Annotated in this window: 13 protein-coding genes; 9 read left to right on the top strand and 4 right to left on the bottom strand. The window is 56.9% G+C overall.

Features of this window, described 5'->3' with window-relative positions:
- Positions 1 to 148: 148 nt before the first annotated feature.
- From HNQ38_RS07610 to HNQ38_RS07575, 8 genes are all read left to right on the top strand, one after another.
- Positions 149 to 3,307: a hybrid sensor histidine kinase/response regulator gene (locus HNQ38_RS07610; protein ID WP_183719063.1), complete on the top strand. Its 3,159-nt coding sequence runs from the start codon at positions 149 to 151 to the stop codon at positions 3,305 to 3,307.
- 235 nt (positions 3,308 to 3,542) lie between these two features.
- The gene (locus tag HNQ38_RS07605) at positions 3,543 to 4,037 is read left to right on the top strand and encodes a chemotaxis protein CheW (protein WP_183719061.1); all 495 of its coding nucleotides are present in this window, start codon (positions 3,543 to 3,545) and stop codon (positions 4,035 to 4,037) included.
- Positions 4,038 to 4,152: 115 nt separating this feature from the next.
- Positions 4,153 to 5,292, top strand: coding sequence for a DegT/DnrJ/EryC1/StrS family aminotransferase (locus HNQ38_RS07600; protein ID WP_183719059.1), 1,140 nt, complete (start codon positions 4,153 to 4,155; stop codon positions 5,290 to 5,292).
- A complete protein-coding gene (locus tag HNQ38_RS07595) occupies positions 5,289 to 5,804 on the top strand; it encodes a GtrA family protein (protein ID WP_343060130.1) in 516 nt (171 codons plus the stop codon). The genes HNQ38_RS07600 and HNQ38_RS07595 overlap by 4 nt, the downstream gene beginning before the upstream one ends.
- 2 nt (positions 5,805 to 5,806) lie before the next feature.
- A complete protein-coding gene (locus HNQ38_RS07590; RefSeq protein WP_183719057.1) occupies positions 5,807 to 6,781 on the top strand; it encodes a glycosyltransferase family 2 protein in 975 nt (324 codons plus the stop codon).
- A 176-nt stretch (positions 6,782 to 6,957) separates the two neighbouring features.
- Positions 6,958 to 8,595 carry an L-lactate permease gene (locus HNQ38_RS07585; protein WP_183719055.1) on the top strand — a complete coding sequence of 546 codons (1,638 nt, stop codon included), beginning with the start codon at positions 6,958 to 6,960 and terminating at the stop codon, positions 8,593 to 8,595.
- Between the two features lie 256 nt (positions 8,596 to 8,851).
- The gene (locus HNQ38_RS07580; RefSeq protein WP_183719053.1) at positions 8,852 to 9,280 is read left to right on the top strand and encodes a MarR family winged helix-turn-helix transcriptional regulator; all 429 of its coding nucleotides are present in this window, start codon (positions 8,852 to 8,854) and stop codon (positions 9,278 to 9,280) included.
- 127 nt (positions 9,281 to 9,407) lie between these two features.
- Positions 9,408 to 10,700 carry an MFS transporter gene (locus HNQ38_RS07575; RefSeq protein ID WP_221277847.1) on the top strand — a complete coding sequence of 431 codons (1,293 nt, stop codon included), beginning with the start codon at positions 9,408 to 9,410 and terminating at the stop codon, positions 10,698 to 10,700.
- Between the two features lie 160 nt (positions 10,701 to 10,860).
- Here HNQ38_RS07575 and thiF read toward each other — a convergent pair whose 3' ends face one another.
- From thiF to thiS, 4 genes are all read right to left on the bottom strand, one after another.
- Complete coding sequence (thiF, locus tag HNQ38_RS07570; protein WP_183719051.1) at positions 10,861 to 11,460, bottom strand: sulfur carrier protein ThiS adenylyltransferase ThiF; 600 nt, start codon at positions 11,458 to 11,460, stop codon at positions 10,861 to 10,863.
- 297 nt (positions 11,461 to 11,757) lie between these two features.
- A complete protein-coding gene (gene thiH / locus HNQ38_RS07565) occupies positions 11,758 to 12,879 on the bottom strand; it encodes a 2-iminoacetate synthase ThiH (RefSeq protein WP_183719049.1) in 1,122 nt (373 codons plus the stop codon).
- 10 nt (positions 12,880 to 12,889) lie between these two features.
- On the bottom strand, positions 12,890 to 13,702 hold the full coding sequence (locus HNQ38_RS07560) for a thiazole synthase (protein WP_183719047.1): 813 nt from the start codon (positions 13,700 to 13,702) through the stop codon (positions 12,890 to 12,892).
- A 128-nt stretch (positions 13,703 to 13,830) separates the two neighbouring features.
- Positions 13,831 to 14,031, bottom strand: a complete 201-nt coding sequence (thiS, locus tag HNQ38_RS07555) for a sulfur carrier protein ThiS (RefSeq protein WP_183719045.1) — start codon at positions 14,029 to 14,031, stop codon at positions 13,831 to 13,833.
- 892 nt (positions 14,032 to 14,923) lie between these two features.
- Between thiS and HNQ38_RS07550 the strand changes: the two genes are divergently transcribed.
- A complete protein-coding gene (locus HNQ38_RS07550; RefSeq protein ID WP_183719043.1) occupies positions 14,924 to 16,765 on the top strand; it encodes a carbon starvation CstA family protein in 1,842 nt (613 codons plus the stop codon).
- Positions 16,766 to 17,364 lie beyond the last annotated feature (599 nt).

The raw sequence follows: 17,364 nt of genomic DNA, 5'->3' as shown, positions 1-17,364 counted from the left end.
CTGTTCGTGTTCAACCTGTGCGCCGTGCTGGCGCGGGGCGGGCCATTGGCAGGTCTCCGGAGCCGGTACAGGGCCCGCCATGCTGAGATACATCAGATTTACAGGGCAGGAGGCCGTTGTTCATCCCCGCGACGCTGGAGCATAAGGCATGACTATCAGGGCCCTCATCAAATCCTCCAACATGACGCAATTGTGCATGGTGCTCATGCTCGGCCTGTGCACGGTCTGGCTGGGCCGCAGCCTGTACGAGGTCAACGGGTTTCTGCACAACTACTACCGCTTTGAGAATCTGCTTGCAGAGATAAGCAGCGCCTCGCGTGAAACGTACCGCGCCGCCCTTGAGTTCACTTCTGCGGGTGATGCCAGGTACCTTGAGCGCTGGAAGCAGCTGCTGCGCGTGGAGCGGGGCGAGGTTCCCCGCCCGGAAAAAGCGCAACTGGACCCCGGGGAGACGCTGTCGTTGGCAGCCCTGGCTGACAGGCTGGAGATAGACGCGCCCACGCGTGCCAGCTTGCGGTCCATTCTGGTTCAGGTGGACATGCTCAATTCGATGACCGAAGCCGCCATCATTCTTGCTCTGGGCCCGCAGAGAGAGGGCAGCACCGCCGCCCAGACTCTGGCCGACAGAAATGCGGCCCTGCGCTGGATGCACGAGAACAATCTGGCCCGCCTGCCCGATGCCATTGCTGACGCCACCCGCAAACTTGGCGACACGCAGTACGCCGAACTTCTGACCCATCTGGGAGAGCGCGAGGCTCCCTTGCGCTGGACCATGCTGGCGGCCATAGGCGCTCTGGTTCTGCTCGGGGGCACTGTGCTCGGCAACGCCTACATTTTCAAAGCCCGCGTGGTCAATCCGCTGGATCAGGTGAGCGGCTATGCCGAAAGCGTTGCCGCCGGATTCGATCCAGATCCCCTGCGCCTCAAGCACAGGGATGAACTGGCCCTCATGTTCGCCTCTTTGCAACGCATGAAGGGCACGCTTTTTTCCCGCATTAGAGAATTGAAAGAAGCCGAAAGGCGCGCGCGCAAAAGCCGTCAACAGGCCGTGCTGGCCCGGTCGCAGGCGCTGACCTCTCTGGAGCTTGCCCAGCGGGCCTCTCATGTGCAGGACGATTTTTTGCGGCGCATCAGTCATGAAATCAGAACGCCGCTCAATGCCATCATCGGCATGAGTTACCTCAGCCTGCAAACGGATCTCAGCAGCGTGCAGCGCGATTACCTCGCCCAGATCAACAAATCTGGCAGTGTGTTGCTGGATATGGTCAACCGGATTCTGGATTTTTCCAGCGCCAGCGAAGGGTCCATGCGTATGGAGCGCAAGGTTTTTGCCTTGCCCTACTTTATGGAGCTGTTGCGGCAGAGCGTGGCGGGCACGGCTTTGGAAAAGAGGCTGTTGCTCAATTTTACGCTGGACCCGGCCATACCCGCTACCGTGGTGGGCGATGAGCGTCACCTTGAAGAGGTGCTGCGTATTTTGCTGGACAATGCCGTCAAATATACTGTGAGCGGCGGCGTTGAGTTTCGCGTGGTGCCGTCAGACGAGCCGGCCACAAGAGAAGGGGTTTTGCGGCTGACCTTTGTGGTGTCGGACACTGGCCCCGGCCTTGATAGCGAAGAATGGAAAAAACTTTTCGAGCCATTTTCCCTTGGGGATGAGTCTATGACCCGTGCCCGCAGCGGCCTGGGGCTTGGGCTTGCCCTGGCGCGGCAACTGGTCAACCTCATGGGCGGCGAGCTGTCAGTGCAGAGCGCGCCGGGAGAGGGCAGCCGTTTTTCGTTTTCTGTAGAAATGGACAAGGCAGACCGTTCCATCTCGCCCGTAGCTTCTTCTGAAAAAACTTCTTTTTCCATTCCTGTCCGTCCCACCGTTTCTTCAGCATTTTTTTCCCAAAAGCCCGATGCCTTGGAAGTGACGTCAGAAAGTACGTTGCTTGAGGGGCAGGGGGATTTCAGGTCTGCCGCCCTGGCTGCCACCTTGCTTACGGTATCTGCGGCAATGCCAGTGGAGATGCTCAATGGGCAAGGGCAAAGCCCCGGCGACGGGCACTATGGCGCAGAGCCTGCTGCGGGACCAGCTGATATGGGCGCTTCCACTGCCGAAGGCCCGTCAGATCAGTCAGCAGACATGACGTCAGACCCTGCTGCGCTTTTGCCCCTCACCGTTCTGGTGGTGGAAGACAATGACATTAATGCCCAGATTGCGCGTGAACTGCTGGAGCAGGCGGGCCTTGAGGTTATTCTGGCCGCCAATGGGCAGGAAGCCCTTGACCAGTTGGAAAATTCCGCACCGTCAGACGTTGCCCTTGTGCTCATGGACGTGCAGATGCCGGTTATGGACGGCCTTGAGGCTACCCGGCGCATCCGTTCTTTGGGCTTCAGCCCCGAGGATCTGCCTGTGGTGGCAATGACGGCCCATACAGACATTGCCTCGCGTATGGACGGCAAGGACGTGGGCATGAATGATTATCTCACCAAGCCCGTGAATCCTGAGATGCTCTATGCCACCCTGGAAAAATGGCTGCCCGGGGAACTCCGGCGCAATCCCGCCAGGGAAACGCCTTCGGAGGATATGGGCTGTCTGGACTTGCAGGCGGATTCTCCGCTCGCAAATGCTGCGGTTATCAAAACGGATAACGCCAGTTCCAGTAGTGAAGATGGCAGCGTAAGCCGTTTGCAGGCCATGCAGGCCCGCATGAAGGGACAGCATAGCCCTGCCATCAATATTGAAGCTGGCCTTGCCACTGTTGGCAACAACAGAAAGCTGTATCTTGAGCTTTTGCTCCGTTTTGTTGAACACTACGGCGACAGCCCCGTGCGGTTGCGCGCCATGCTGCGTGACGGCGACCTCAATGCCGCAGCCCGCATGGCGCATACGGTCAAGGGGGTGGCGGCAAACTTGGGCGTTGACCGCATACACCGGCTGACCAGAATGATGGAAGACGCGCTGCCTGAAAATCCGCTGGACCCAGGGTTGCTCAAGGCTTTTGACATTGAAATGGGGCAGGTGCTTGAGTATGTTCAAGCAATCGACGCCCGTGCCAGCGAAACAAAAAGCGGCAATTTGCAACTGGCCGAGGAACACCGAACCGCGCTGCTGGCCCTTTTGGGCGAATTGCCCAAGCGCGTGGAGACGGACTGGGGCGGTGTCGAAGGCGCTTTGGAAGCACTGATGTCGCTGGTTGAGGGCACGCCCCACGCCGGGGATATGGTGGCCATACTGGCGGCGGTCAAGGATTTCGACACGGCTGGCATGGCAGAGCGTGCTGACCGGCTGCGGGAAAAGCTGCTGCGCGAGGTTGCCTGATATTTTTGTGGAACAAAGTTCTTTGTGCTGCACGTTTTGAAAAATTTAGCGCCGCGTAAATGGTGCAATCCGCCGCAAGGCAGCGCGCGCCGGGCCAAAAGACGCTGTGCGCACGCCGGAACACAGGGTATTTTAAATTTCGTCTGTTCTGAATTGTATGCGCCCCTTTTGCTGTGGGCATCTCTGCCGATAAAGCCAATGGGGCCTTTTGCCCGCCACTGATGGAGGTAAGACCATGGATCATATAGCTGATGCCGCTCTTGAGCTGAACGGCGAAGACGAGCACGAAGGCGACAGGCTGCAGCTGGTCACCTTTAACATTGCCGAAGAAGAGTTTGGGGTAGACATTCTTTCCGTGCAGGAAATTATCCGCCCCATGCAGATAACCATGGTGCCGCATGCGGCGCGCTTCATTGAAGGCGTCATCAATCTGCGGGGCAAGGTCATACCTGTCATCAACATGCGCACCCGCTTCAACATGCCTGCCGTGGAGCGCGACAGCAACACCCGCATTGTTGTTATGGAGTTCAGCCAGAAAATAGTGGGCTTTCTTGTGGACAGCGTTTCAGAAGTTCTGCGCATTCCTGCTTCCACTGTGGAGGCTGCTCCGCCCGTGATTTGCGGTATTGGATCGGAGTATATCAGGGGAGTGGGCAAGCTGGATGACCGCCTGCTTATTCTTCTTGACCTGGACACGTTATTGAGCGAAATGAACGCCGAAGCGGGCTAGGCGTCGTCGATGCACCGTGTGTCGGGCCGCTCGGGCGATCCGGCGCATGCCGCGCCGCAGCCTCCCGGATGGGCCTCTGCCCACCGGGGCAACCGCTCGCGCAGCAGGAGGCTGTATGTCCATGCGTCTTTCACGTTCCATTGTGGGCGAAGCAGAAGCCCGTGCCGTCAGCCGTGTTCTTCTTGAGGACGGCTATCTTGGTATGGGCAATGAAGTGCGTCTTTTTGAAGAAGAACTGGCCCAGTACCTTGGTGTAAAGCCAGAGCAGGTCATCACAACAAACACGGGCACAGCAGCCCTGCATCTGGCTGTGGATGCCGTGGCCGCCCAGTGCCGTGTGCCCGGAAAACCCGAAGTTCTTGTACCTTCACTGACGTTTGTGGCGTCCTTTCAGGCCATCACCGCTGCGGGCTGCGTGCCCGTGGCATGCGATGTGCTGGCAGAAACCGGCACCCTTGATCTGGCCGATGCTGAAAAGCGTATTACTCCCAATACCATTGCGCTCATGTATGTGGACTATGCCAGCAACCCCTGGCATCTCGACGAAGTGTACGATTTTGCCCGGCGCAAGGGACTGCGCGTGATAGAAGACGCCGCGCATGCTTTTGGCTGCAAGCACGACGGCCGCAAGATCGGCAGTTTTGGCGATATGGTCTGCTTCAGTTTTGATGGCATTAAAAATATCACCTGCGGCGAAGGCGGCTGCCTTGTGGCTTTTGACGCCGAGGCGGGCCAGCTGGCTTCGGACGGCCGCCTGCTTTCTGTGGAAAATGACGCGCAAAAGCGCTTTGCCGGAGCCCGCTCCTGGGACCCCGACGTGAAGCGGCAGGGCTGGCGTTACCACATGAGCAACATTATGGCCGCCATCGGACGCGTGCAGCTTTCGCGTCTGGAAGAGGAATTCATTCCTGCCCGGCGAGCCCTCGCGGCCCGCTATGCCGAACGTCTGGCTGCTGTGCCGCATGTAGCCCTGCTGCACACGGATCCTCGTGATTTTGTGGTGCGCCATATCATGCCAGTGCGCATACTTGATGGCCGCAAGGACGCCGTGAAAGAGTTTCTGGCTACCCAGGATCTGCCCACGGGCGTCCACTACAAGCCCAACCATCTGTTGACCTACTTCGGTCACGGTGAAAGCCTGCCCGTTACGGAACAGCTTTATGCCGAACTGGTGACTCTGCCTCTGCATCCCGCTTTGACCCTGGAAGATGTGGACGCCGTGTGCACTGGCATAGAAGAGGCCTTGAGACGGTGAGTGGGCTGCGGCCGCCCCGTCTGGCTGACCTCACGGCCTTTGTAAGGGGGCTGCTGGACAAGCGGTGGATACGCTTCGGCATGGTAGGTGGAGCGGCTACGCTGACCTATGCCTTGCTGGGGCTGCTGTTCGTCAATTTTGGGGGCATGCCTGTCCTGATGGGCAATGCTCTGGCCTATGCACTGAGCTTCATTGTTTCCTACTTGGGGCAAAGCCTGTGGACTTTCGGGACAGCCAGCTCTGCGAGCGGGCTGTCCCATTGGACCAGGCTGGCCCGGTTTGCCGCTGCCCAGGCCCTGGGGCTTGGGCTCAATTCTGCCATCATCTGGCTGCTCATACGTTTGAGCCTGACGTATGAGGCCGCCATGCCCGTAGCCGTGCTGCTTGTTCCGGTTATGGTCTATTTGCTGTGCAAGTACTGGGTGTTCCGGCAAAGCGCGGATATAAGACCATCAACGCAGGCCGCGCAGCAAACGCCACCGTCTGTCCATCCCCCAACCAATGAGGAATGACCATGAGCGCTCCCGCCATTTCAATCATCATGAACTGCCTCAACAGCTCACGCGATCTGCGTGAAGCTATGGACAGCATTATGGCCCAGACGTTTTCGGATTTCGAGGTTATATTCTGGGACAATGGCTCCACTGACGAAAGCCCGGCCATCGCGCAAAGCTATGGCGAGAAGGTGCGTTACTTCCGGGGCGAAACCACCGTACCTCTTGGGGCTGCCCGCAACCTGGCGCTTGCCCATGCCAGAGGACGGTATATTGCCTTTCTGGATTGCGACGACATTTGGCGGCCCCGCAAGCTGGAGCTGCAGGTAGCCCTGTTTGAAAACAATCCCCGGCTGGGGCTTGTGTGTACGGATACGGAAATTTTTGACGGCAAGCGGGTGCTCAAGCGCGTATTTTCAGAGACCGGGCCAGAGCGGGGCATGGTCTTTGCCGCCCTTATGGAGCGGCAGTGGATATCCATGTCGTCTGCCGCGGTGCGTGCCGAGGCCCTTGCTGGCCTTTCCGCCCGGGGCACGCCCACCGGGCAGGGAGAAAACGGCGGCTGGTTTGATGAAAGCCTCAACGTTTGTGAAGAAGCTGACGTTTTTTACCGTATCGCGCATGACTGGGAACTGGATCATGTGGACGAACCCCTTACGGTGTGGCGCGTACACGGATCAAATACGACCTTTCGCAAGTTCGGCCAGTTCGCGGACGAAACCCTGCGCATTCTTGACAAACACCGTAACCTCTACCCCGGTTACGATCAGGAACATGCCGGTCTTGTTCTTCTTCTTACCCGCCGGGCAGCCTTTCAGAAGGCTGTGGCGCTGTGGCGCGAAGGCAGAAATGCAGAAGCGCGCCAGGCCATAGCGCCCTGGCGGCACAGCGGAAAAAAATACCAGATGTTCTGGTGGGCCAGCTTTTTTCCCGGGATTTTTTTTGATTTTGCCGCCCGTCTGTACTTTGCCCTCCCTGCCAGCCTGCGCCGTTAAACACAGGTTTTTTATCTTTATACCGTCCGACTTTCAAAAAAGCATTGTTTTTTGCTCGGGAAACAGGTATCCGTCCAAGAGCTATCATTGGGGATGGACGGGTACAGATCGCGTGGGATGGACAAGCGCCTGTCACTCGTCATCCAAAAACCCACAGCGTTAAGGGAGCAGTTGTTATGGCATGGACGCAAGTTTATGATCCTATGGGTGGTGCCGTGTGGTCCGCTCTTGTGGCGGGCATTCCGCTGATCAGTCTTTTTTACATGTTGGCGGTTCGCCGCGCCAAAGGGCACTACGCAGCAGCCTTGGCCGTGTGTTTGGCCTTCGTTCTCGCGCTTTTTGTCTGGGGCATGCCTGTAGGCACGGCATTCAGCGCGCTGACTTACGGCGCGGCCTTCGGCCTCTTCCCGATCATCTGGATCGTTATCACGGCCGTGTGGGTGTACAACATGACCGTGGAATCAGGCGAGTTTGAGTACATCAAAGACTCGCTTGCCCGTCTGACAGACGACCGCCGTCTGCAGGCCATCTTTATCGCCTTTGCCTTTGGTTCGTTTATCGAAGGCACGGCTGGCTTCGGCACGCCCGTGGCCATCACTGCGGCCATGCTGGTGGGCCTGGGCTTCAAGCCCCTGTACGCCGCCGGTATCTGCCTTATCGCCAACACCGCTCCCGTGGCCTTTGGCGCCATCGGTATTCCGATTATCGTGGGCGCGCAGGTTTCTGGTCTGAACGAAATGACCGTCAGCCAGATCGTGGGCCGTCAGTTGCCCTTCCTGTCCATTCTTGTGCCCTTGTGGCTCTGCTGCGTTATGTGCGGCTTCCGCCGTGCTATGGAAGTGCTGCCCGCCATTATTGTGGCTGGCGTGGCCTTCGCCGGTTCGCAGTTCCTGTTCTCCAACTTCCACGGCCCGACCCTGCCCGACATCATGTCGGCCCTGATCACCATCATCGCCATGGTGCTGCTGCTGCGCGTGTGGAAGCCCGCCCGCATCTGGCGTTTTGAAGGCGAGCAGGAAAGCAAGATTGAAGGTGCTGCACCTGCCTTTGGCGTTGTCGTGCGTGCATGGCTGCCTTACATCATTCTGGCCGTCATGGTCTTCCTGTGGGGCCTGCCCCAGTTCAAGAACATGCTGAACGCCATCCCCGGCGCCGTCATGAAGTTCGCCTGGCCCGGTCTGGACGGCATGGTTGAAAAGACCCTTCCCATTGTGACCAAGAACAGCGCCTATGCTGCTGTCTTTACCTTCAACTGGCTGTCTGCTGGCGGCACCGCCATTCTGATCGCCGGTTTCATTGCCGTGCCTTTCATGCCCGGTTATTCCTTCGGCAAGGCCGTCAACTGCTTTGGCCGTACCATTTTCCAGCTGCGCTTCCCCATTCTGACCATCGCCATGATTCTTGGCCTGGCCTACCTCATGAACTACTCGGGCATGAGCTCCACAATGGGTATCGCCTTCACCCTGACCGGTTCGCTGTTCCCGCTGTTCTCGCCCATTCTGGGTTGGCTCGGCGTGTTCCTGACTGGTTCGGACACCTCGTCCAACGCTCTCTTCTGCGGTATGCAGCGTTCTACCGCCGAAGTTGTGGGCATGGACCCCAACCTGGCCGTGGCCGCCAACTCCTCCGGTGGTGTTACCGGTAAGATGATTTCGCCCCAGTCCATCAGTGTGGCCACCGCAGCTACCAATCTGGTGGGTCATGAAGGCGACCTCTTCCGCTTCACCCTGGGTCACAGTATCGCCATGACCCTGTTTATCTGCGCGCTCACCTATCTGCAGGCTGGCGTGCTCCACTGGATGCTGCCTTCCTAAGTATCTAGTATAGGCTGATTATAAGCGCCGCCCCGTCTGGGGCGGCGCTTTTTTATGGTTTGAGCCCGCAAGGGCTGACGCAAAACGCCGTGGGCCATGCATGGCTGCTTGTACGCCGCTAGGCTCAAGGGTTTGCAAAATCGCTTGGCCTGGTACCCGCGTCGATTCGAGTTTTGAGTGGTTGCTACGTGCGCTTTTTCTTGACGAGATAACTTGGTCTCCATATAGTGTATGTACACTATATGGAGACAGGACAATGAAAAGCGTTTCCCCCCCTCCCAAATCGCCATGCGTCTGCACAAATTTGCGCCGTATGTCTCACAGGGTGACAGGTTTTTACGACTCGGCGCTTGAACCTGCTGGCATCAGCGTTACCCAGTATTCCCTGCTGGCCAATATTTCGCGCATGCCGGGTTGCGGCACGGGACAGTTGGCGCAGCGGGTGCGGCTGGAGCGCAGTACCCTGGTGCGCACCCTGCAGCCACTTTTGAGCCAGGGTTTCATCGTGGACAAGGCTCCCGCCGGAAGCCGGAAGCGCCAGCTTCACCTCAGTCCGTTGGGAGAAGACGTTTTCGCCAAGGCTATGCCGTTATGGCAGCAGGCCCAAACGAGTATCAAAGCGCATCTTGGCGAAAACTATGAAACGCTTTGGCATATTTTTACGCAGATTGACTCGCTGGAATAGTGTTTACCCTGAATCATCCTGTGGTAGCCCAAGACTGCTATCGCCTGCTGCCGCTTTTGGCTGAGTATGCTCTGGTGTCGTCATTGTGCTGTCTCAACCAACGATCACAAGACCAAGGAAAGTACCTGTGACAAATCCCAGCGAAAATCGCTCAACTCACGGCCAGCTTACTCCTACTGCTCCAGCAAGCGGTTTATGGGTAATCATCGCCCTGTCCAGCCTCGTGCTGATGATTACAATGGGAATCCGCCAGACTGTAGGTCTGTTTGTGCATCCGCTGATAAGCGCGACTGCCATGAGCATCACTGAAATGAGCATGGCTCTGGCTATCGGCCAGTTGATGTGGGGAGTGTTTCAGCCAATTTTTGGGGCCTGGGCCGACAAGAAGGGGCCGCTTCCCGTGCTGCTGACAGGTGCGCTGCTTTTGGCGCTTGGGCAGATATACACGCTTCAGGCAGGATCTTTCTGGAGCATGACCCTTGCTCAAGGGTTTTTAAGCCCGGCTGGAGCGGCTGCGGGCAGTTTTTCCATACTTATAGGCATTGTGGCCGGGCGTTTGCCAGAGGACAAGCGGTCGGTGGCCAGCGGCATTATCAATGCCGGGGGGTCTATGGGGCAGTTTGCCTTTGCGCCTTTGGTGCAGACCGTTATCAGTCTCAAGGGGTACACAGGCGGATTACTGCTTTTGGCGGTGTCAGCATTGGCGTCCATCGTGCCATCCTGGTTGCTGTGCCGTCAGACGGGCATGTCGCGGGCTTCTGACAGCCAGCCTGTAGGCGGAATGGCCCATGCCGCCACAAGCGCTGCCAGTCATGCCAGCAATGAAGGTCTCAAGCAGCAACTGAAGGCCGCTTTTCGTAATCCGAGCTATTTGCTTTTGCATGCGGGGTTTTTTACCTGTGGATTTCATGTGGCTTTTCTGACGACCCACTTGCCGGGTGAGGTCAGCCTGTGCGGCCATGAGGCTTCCGTTTCGGCCATCAGTCTGTCCCTTATCGGGCTCTGCAATATCGCGGGCAGTATCGGGGCGGGTATTCTGGGCAAGTATTTTCGCATGAAATTTATTTTGTCTGCACTCTATGCCTTTCGTGCGCTGATGATCGCCGTTTATCTTGTTTCACCCAAGACGGAACTGACCTTCTATATATTTGCCGTAACCACGGGGCTTACCTGGCTGGCCACGGTACCACCAACTGCGGGGATTGTGGGCAAGCTTTTCGGCACTCGCTATCTTGCTACACTCTTTGGACTGACCTTGCTGACGCATCAGATTGGTGCTTTTCTTGGCGCGTGGCTGGGAGGAGTGGCATTACAATATTCGGGCAGCCTCTTGTGGGTCTGGCAGGTGGATATTGCGTTGGCCCTTCTGGCGGCTCTTGTAAATCTGCCCATCAAGGAGGCCAAGGTCGTCCGGGCCTAGAGGCAGCAGTGTCAATGGTTTTTGCAGGCGTAGCCCATTTTTTTGCGGATGAGCTCACACTGCATTTATTGCAAAAGGCTGTTCCGTCAAAACTGATCCCAAGGGAGCAGCTTCGCTGGAACAGCCTTTTGGGGTAGTAGATTGGCATGCCGTAGCGGCATCAGCCCAACAGCATTTCCAGCACCGCATCGGCCAGCAGGGCAGCGGCTTCTGTTACGCGGGGGGCCAGAGGCGGGGCCATCAGAATATCCGTGGTAAAGTCGCCCACAAGTATCAGGTTGCCCAGGTTTCGCCGGGACATGGGCGCGCCGCCGTAGCCGCCCATGCCGGATGCGCTGGCGACCTTGTGCCCGGCCAGCAACGCCGCTTCAACAAACAGGCTTTTGTCGTTCGGGCTGTCAAAGGCTTCAACCCAAATGGGGCAGGCAGGCAGAATGCCGGGCAGGGTATCTGCCGTGATGCGCAGCTTGTGCGTTTCGACGGACAATTGCGGATTCAGCTCCAGCAACAGCTCGCTCAGCGCTTCAACCTTGCTACGCCCCACATGACGCGGCCAATACTGCTGGCGGTTGAGGTTGGAGGCGTCCACCACATCGTCGTCCACCAAGGTGATATGTCCCACGCCGCTTCGGACCAGCATGAGGGCTGCGTTGGAGCCAAGGCCGCCAGCCCCGGCAATGCCGACTTTGGCCGCGCGCAGGGCATTGAGTTGCTCGGGGCTGAAGTAGCGCCCCAGCCCGTCATAAAGGGGATTTGTCATGTGATCTCCCTGAATCTTTTATATCTCCGCGCTCAAAGGCCGTCAGCTCATTGCCCTAAGAAAGGCAGGGAGTCTGGAATTTCGGGGCATGCGCGGCAAGGATGCCCCCCCCACGCATACCCCGGTGGAAAGCCTGATCTGAGCGCGCCGCTAGAGCATTTCAACTTTGAACTGCTCAGGTGGCTGCGTGAGCAGACGCCCGCTGCGGAGGCGTAAGCGCAATTTATTTGCGCGGTTAAACGCCGTAGCGAGCGTGTCTTAAACTTTGAGAATATATATTCTCAAAGTTAATCTGCTCTAACAGGCCGATGCGGGGTTTTCCCAATCCTTGAGCACGGGTTGATAGCCCATTCCCCGCAGGGCTGCGGTCATTTCGTCAAGGCTGCGGCCATCAGTAATTTCAAACTGGCCGGGGTTGTGTGCATCTTCTGTCACGCGGCCCCCCACAGCCGTTGATACGCCCGCAGATACCCGCGTGACACCGAGAGGCAGCAGGTGGTCGCGCATAAAGGCGCTTTCCCGGCTGGAGCAGGTGATGCCAGCACGCGGCAAAAAGCAGCGCAGGGCGGTTACATACTGTACCAGATGACGGTCGTCCAGCGCGTGCGGAACGTCAAAACTGCCTTCGTGCGGGCAGATGCGCGGTATGGACACGCTCACGTCCATGCCGGGATAGTTGCGCTGGAGCCACCAGCCGTGAAGACCCGTGGCAAAGGCATCCTGTTCAAAGGATTCCAGCCCAAGCAACGCTCCAACACCCATTGAACGCATGCCAGCCTCGGCGGCGCGCTGGGGCGCGTTGAGGCGAAAGGCATAGTCGCGCTTGGGCCCGGCGGGATGCAGCCATGCATAAAGTTCAGGATTATACGTTTCCTGAAACATAGTCATGCTGTCTACACCCGCGTCCACAAGCAGAGCATATTCATCAGTTGTGAGCGAATAGACCTCAATGCCGACAGAAGCGAACAAGGGCTTTATGCGGCGGGCAACGTCAGCAATATACTGGGGCGAGGAAAGGTGGCGGGCATCCCCCGTAAGCAGCAGAATATGCTGAAAACCCAGATCAGCTATGGCTCTGGCTTCTGCGGCGGCCTCGTCCACACTGAGGTGGTGGCGGGGCTGCTTGTTTTTGGCGTTAAAGCCGCAGTACCGACACTGATTTGTGCAGACGTCAGAAATGTAAAGCGGCGTGAAGATATGCACCGCCCGGCCAAAAAAACGCAGGGTAAGCTCATGGGCGCGGCGTGCCATGCGCTCAAGGTGCGGAGAGGCGGCGGGTGAGAGTAGGGTGAGAAAATCTTCTGGCTGAAGGTTGTTTTTATTCAGAACAGAAAACACCTGTTCTTCCGTGGCCTTTTCTACGGCTTCAGCCCGTCTTTGGGCAGGCCAGTTCTGCAAGAAATCCTGAAATGTTTTCATACGATGCCTCCTAGCGCAGAAAGCCGGTAAGAGGCGAAGACGCTTCGGCTCCACCTGCCATGCCGCGCACAAATCCGGCTCCGGCAAGCCACGCGTTGCGTCCGGCCTGTACAGCTTCACCAAAGGCGCGGGCCATGACCACAGGATCGTTGGCCGAGGCGATGGCCGTATTGACCAGGCATGCGGCTGCGCCCATTTCCATTGCTTCGCAGGCTTGCGAGGGGCGGCCAATACCTGCGTCCACAATAACTGGCAGGTCCATTTCTTCAATCAGAATGGCGATCATTTCTTTGGTGCGCAGCCCCCGGTTGGTGCCAATGGGCGCGCCCAGCGGCATGACGGCGGCAGCTCCGGCCTCGGCGCAGGCGCGGGCCACATAGAGATCGGCATTGATATACGGCAATACGGTAAAGCCTTCCTTGGCGAGAATTTCAGTGGCTTTGGCCGTTTCGTAGCCATCGGGCAAAAGATGGCGCGTGTCGGATATGACTTCAATCTTGATCCAGTCGCCGCAGCCAGCGGCACGAGCCAGACGGGCCAGACGCACGGCTTCTTCAGCGTTGCGCGCGCCCGAGGTGTTGGGCAAAAGGCGCATATGGCCGGGAATGTGCGACATTATACCCGGTGAGCCTTGCGCTGGCGCAGATCCGCCAGATTGGGGGGCGGGCTTGTCTACCCGGCGCATGGCTACAGTGATAACCTGCGAACCGCTGGCTTCAGCCACGGCAGGAATAAGGCTGTCGGCTCCGTACTTGCCTGTGCCGATAAAAAGACGGCTGGTAAGGCTGACGCCGCCCAGTACAAAGGGATCATTAGCGTTCATACTTGCTCCGCGCAAAGGCGCTGCTGAAAGATTGCTGTTGTGGATTCTACTGGAAATTGCGTTTGGAGCAGAACGCCAACTTTGAAATGCAGAGCATCGCAAAGCTAATCTGCTCTGGACGGCGGAGCTTAACCGCCGCCCACAAACTGCACGATTTCCAGGCAATCGTCTTTTTGCAGGCTTGTTTGTGCAAAAGTATCCCTGGCAAGGATTTGTCCGTTGCGCTCCACCACCACGGCGCTGGCTTCATATCCTCGTTCTGCCAGAAAAGCGCTGATGCTGATTCCGGGCGTGCAGGTTTCGGCCTGGCCATTAACCACGATGTTCATGAAGAACCTCCACAGGTTACAAGAGCATGATTCGCGGGAATATGCGGCGGCCAACCGGCGAGGCCACAAAAAAACCCGCAGAACCAATGCGGCTGCGGGCAAGCACAAACCTGTTTCCAGGCTGGCCAGCTTCCCTTCGTCGGCACTATCCGCGTCAGGTGCAGAACCGCGCTTTTTACGCGATCCTAGGGGTCAGGGCGCGATCACCCTTTCTCAGCCATAATGGCTCCCCCAGCCGGTGAAAAAAAGATAGACCCATGCCATGCGTAATGCAAGCCCATCGGCAATGCCAATAACACGGCGGTATTTTGTTTTTGTTGTGAACAGCTGGTTAGGGCAGGGCAAGCTGCGGTAATGCCGACTGTACTGACGGTTGGACTGTCCGCTGTGCTGGCGGCTGCACAGGGCAGAATCCGAAGAAGAGATTGGGGCTGCCAGTTTATTTGTGCAAAAAAGAACAAAGTTGGGAAAAATTTTGGAGATTATAACTCATAATAAAATCTGCAGGTTTATGGGAAAAAAAGATAATGAAAATGGCATGTTAATGATATTAAATCTGGTTTTCAGAAGGGAATTGCATGTTTTCAGATGAGCGTAACAACAGTGGAATCAGCAAAAAACGTTTCCAGTGGCATGGACAGAGAGTAATAATGGGTGTAGCAGAAAATTAACACATGCCCGAATAAACTGTAGTAGTGGGCTTAGATACAGTATTCGGGCTTTGCCGCGACACTTTTTTCAGCAGTATCTCAAGAGGAGGGTATGCATCGCTGATATAATACTATTTTGGTATGTGTTTTTTTTGTTGTTCTGGGCAGTTTCGCAGGGCTGCGATTCGTCTGGCCGCCTGCCCGGTTAAGAAAGCCAAGCCAAGCCCTGACGGGAGTATGTAATGGAAGCTCTTGAAAACATTAATGCCATAACACTTGTGTTTGCGGCATTGTGTATTTTTGCCATTTCATACCGTATTTACGGTATTTTCTTAGCAAACAAGGTCTTGCGGCTCGATGGCAGCCGCACTCCGCCATCGGTTCGATTTGCCGATGGTCACGACTATGTGAAAACCAACGAATATGTCCTCTATGGCCATCATTTTGCGGCCATTGCCGCCGCTGGTCCTCTTGTGGGGCCTGTGCTGGCAGCTCAGTTCGGTTATTTGCCTGGAGCGCTGTGGATTCTTATTGGCTGCGTTCTTGGCGGCGCGGTGCACGACATGGTGGTTCTTTTCGCCTCTATACGCCACAAAGGCCAGAGCCTTGCCGCCATCGCCACTCGTGAAATTGGCCCCGTCACTGGTACAGTGGCCGGTATAGCCATTCTGTGTATTCTGATCCTGACCCTGGCCGGTCTTTCTCTGGCCTGCATCAGCGCCATGCATAACGCGCCCTGGTCGCTGTTTATCGTTGTCATCACCATGCCCATTGCAATGATTATGGGCCTCATCATGCGCTACAAGCAGAACAGCGTTTTGCTGGCCAGTCTTCTGGGTCTGGTGCTGCTGATTGTGGGCATTTTGAGCGGGCATGACCTTATGAAGCAGGATGTGCTCGGCTGGGCTTTTGACTGGGACAGAAATACCGTGGCCATTGCCATCGCCGTTTACGGCTTCTTTGCCTCGGTTCTGCCAGTGTGGTTCCTGCTGGTGCCGCGTGACTATCTTTCCACCTACTTGAAGATCGGCACCATTCTTATGCTGACTGTGGGCATCATCTTTGTGCAGCCCACCATTCTCATGCCCACCATCACGCCCTTCATCAACGGCGGCGGCCCCGTGATCGGCGGCCCCGTGCTGCCCTTCATCTTCATTACCATTGCTTGTGGCGCCATTTCCGGCTTCCATGCAATTATTGGTACGGGCACCACGCCCAAGATGCTCGGCAATGAGCGCGACATTCTTTTCGTGGGCTACGGCGCCATGCTGACTGAAGGCTTTGTGGCCATGATGGCTCTTATCGCCGCCTGCACGCTGATGCCCGGCGACTACTTTGCCATCAACGCTACTCCGGCCAAGTATGACGCCCTGCTGGCCGTGCACCCCAACCTGCACACCGTTGATCTTGGCTTCTTTGAAGAAAAGATCGGCCTCAACCTGCACGCCCGTCCCGGCGGCGCAGTGTCGCTGGCAGTGGGTATGGCGCACATCTTCCACAAGATCCCCTACATGGATCACCTGATGGCCTACTGGTACAACTTCGCCGTCATGTTTGAGGCGGTGTTCATTCTGACCGCCATCGACTCCGGCACACGCGTTGGCCGTTTCTTCCTTCAGGAAATGCTTGGTAAGGTGTACGCGCCCTTTGGCGACAAGAACTGGACACCGGGCATCGTCATCACCAGCCTTGTCTTCACATCCATGTGGGGCTACCTGGTTTACACCGGCAATATCAGCAACATCTGGCCGCTCTTTGGTATGAGCAACCAGCTGCTGGCCGCCTGCGCCCTTATCGTCTGCACCAGCATGCTGTTGCGCATGAACAGGGGCAAGTATTGCCTGGTAACAGCCATTCCCGGCGTGTTCATGACGGTGGTGACCTTCTGGGCTGGCTATTTGCAGCTGACGACCGACTATATCCCCAATGGCAAGTATCTGCTGGCCGCTCTGGCCTGCCTGGTCATGGTACTTATGGTCTTCGTTATCGTCGGCACGTTCCGCCGCTGGACTGAACTTATGGGAACCAAGACCCTGGTTACAGACTCCTACGGAGAAACCGTGCGCGAGCTTGTTGAAGAATAAGCCGAGAGAACAATACTGAAAAAGGGGCCGTTGCCTGCAACGGTCCCTTTTTGCGTTTTGAAGGGCAGTGTGTAGACCCAGGTGCACTTTGAGCGGCAGGGAGGGGTTGTTGCAGTTGTGGATATTGTGAAAATTAGAGTTTGCCAATGGCGATATCATTTGCTAGCTTGATTAAACAAACAGTGTATGACTGAGCGCTCAACCATTGGCAGAGCGCAGGACAGAATCTACCGACAGGCACGAGGGAACCAGCGGGTATGCCAGACTCCGTTTCCCGTATGCCCGTACTGCTCTCGGCATTGGTAGTTGTAGCTTTTATGTTGCTTTGAATGTTTACGGTGGGAAGATTTTCCACACCGAAAACTGGCGAACAAGCCCGCTTACTTACGCTGACCTGGAAAAGGCGGGACCGCATACCCGCCGGACGCGTTGACGGTCAAACCGCATCGCGCTTCCAAAAAGAACCGCTTGGGCGGTCTCGGGCGACGGCAAAGACCGCGCGACCGAGGGAGTACACCGCTGTAACAAACGGCTCTGACATCGGCAACAGCCTGAGGTTCCTTGCAATCCTTTCGCATCAGGCGGGCTTGAATTAAACG

This window comes from Desulfovibrio intestinalis (assembly GCF_014202345.1).
Lineage (GTDB): Bacteria > Desulfobacterota > Desulfovibrionia > Desulfovibrionales > Desulfovibrionaceae > Desulfovibrio > Desulfovibrio intestinalis.
Note: the sequence above shows the minus strand (reverse complement) of the source record. Positions and strands in the feature narration are given on the sequence as shown.

What these genes read in the sequence shown, in the direction of transcription:
- HNQ38_RS07610 (WP_183719063.1), top strand. Translation starts at nt 149, where the DNA reads ATGACTATCAGGGCCCTCATCAAATCCTCCAACATGACGCAATTGTGC.
- HNQ38_RS07605 (WP_183719061.1), top strand. Translation starts at nt 3,543, where the DNA reads ATGGATCATATAGCTGATGCCGCTCTTGAGCTGAACGGCGAAGACGAG.
- HNQ38_RS07600 (WP_183719059.1), top strand. Translation starts at nt 4,153, where the DNA reads ATGTCCATGCGTCTTTCACGTTCCATTGTGGGCGAAGCAGAAGCCCGT.
- HNQ38_RS07590 (WP_183719057.1), top strand. Translation starts at nt 5,807, where the DNA reads ATGAGCGCTCCCGCCATTTCAATCATCATGAACTGCCTCAACAGCTCA.
- HNQ38_RS07585 (WP_183719055.1), top strand. Translation starts at nt 6,958, where the DNA reads ATGGCATGGACGCAAGTTTATGATCCTATGGGTGGTGCCGTGTGGTCC.
- HNQ38_RS07580 (WP_183719053.1), top strand. Translation starts at nt 8,852, where the DNA reads ATGAAAAGCGTTTCCCCCCCTCCCAAATCGCCATGCGTCTGCACAAAT.
- thiF (WP_183719051.1), bottom strand. Translation starts at nt 11,460, where the DNA reads ATGACAAATCCCCTTTATGACGGGCTGGGGCGCTACTTCAGCCCCGAG.
- thiH (WP_183719049.1), bottom strand. Translation starts at nt 12,879, where the DNA reads ATGAAAACATTTCAGGATTTCTTGCAGAACTGGCCTGCCCAAAGACGG.
- HNQ38_RS07560 (WP_183719047.1), bottom strand. Translation starts at nt 13,702, where the DNA reads ATGAACGCTAATGATCCCTTTGTACTGGGCGGCGTCAGCCTTACCAGC.
- thiS (WP_183719045.1), bottom strand. Translation starts at nt 14,031, where the DNA reads ATGAACATCGTGGTTAATGGCCAGGCCGAAACCTGCACGCCCGGAATC.
- HNQ38_RS07550 (WP_183719043.1), top strand. Translation starts at nt 14,924, where the DNA reads ATGGAAGCTCTTGAAAACATTAATGCCATAACACTTGTGTTTGCGGCA.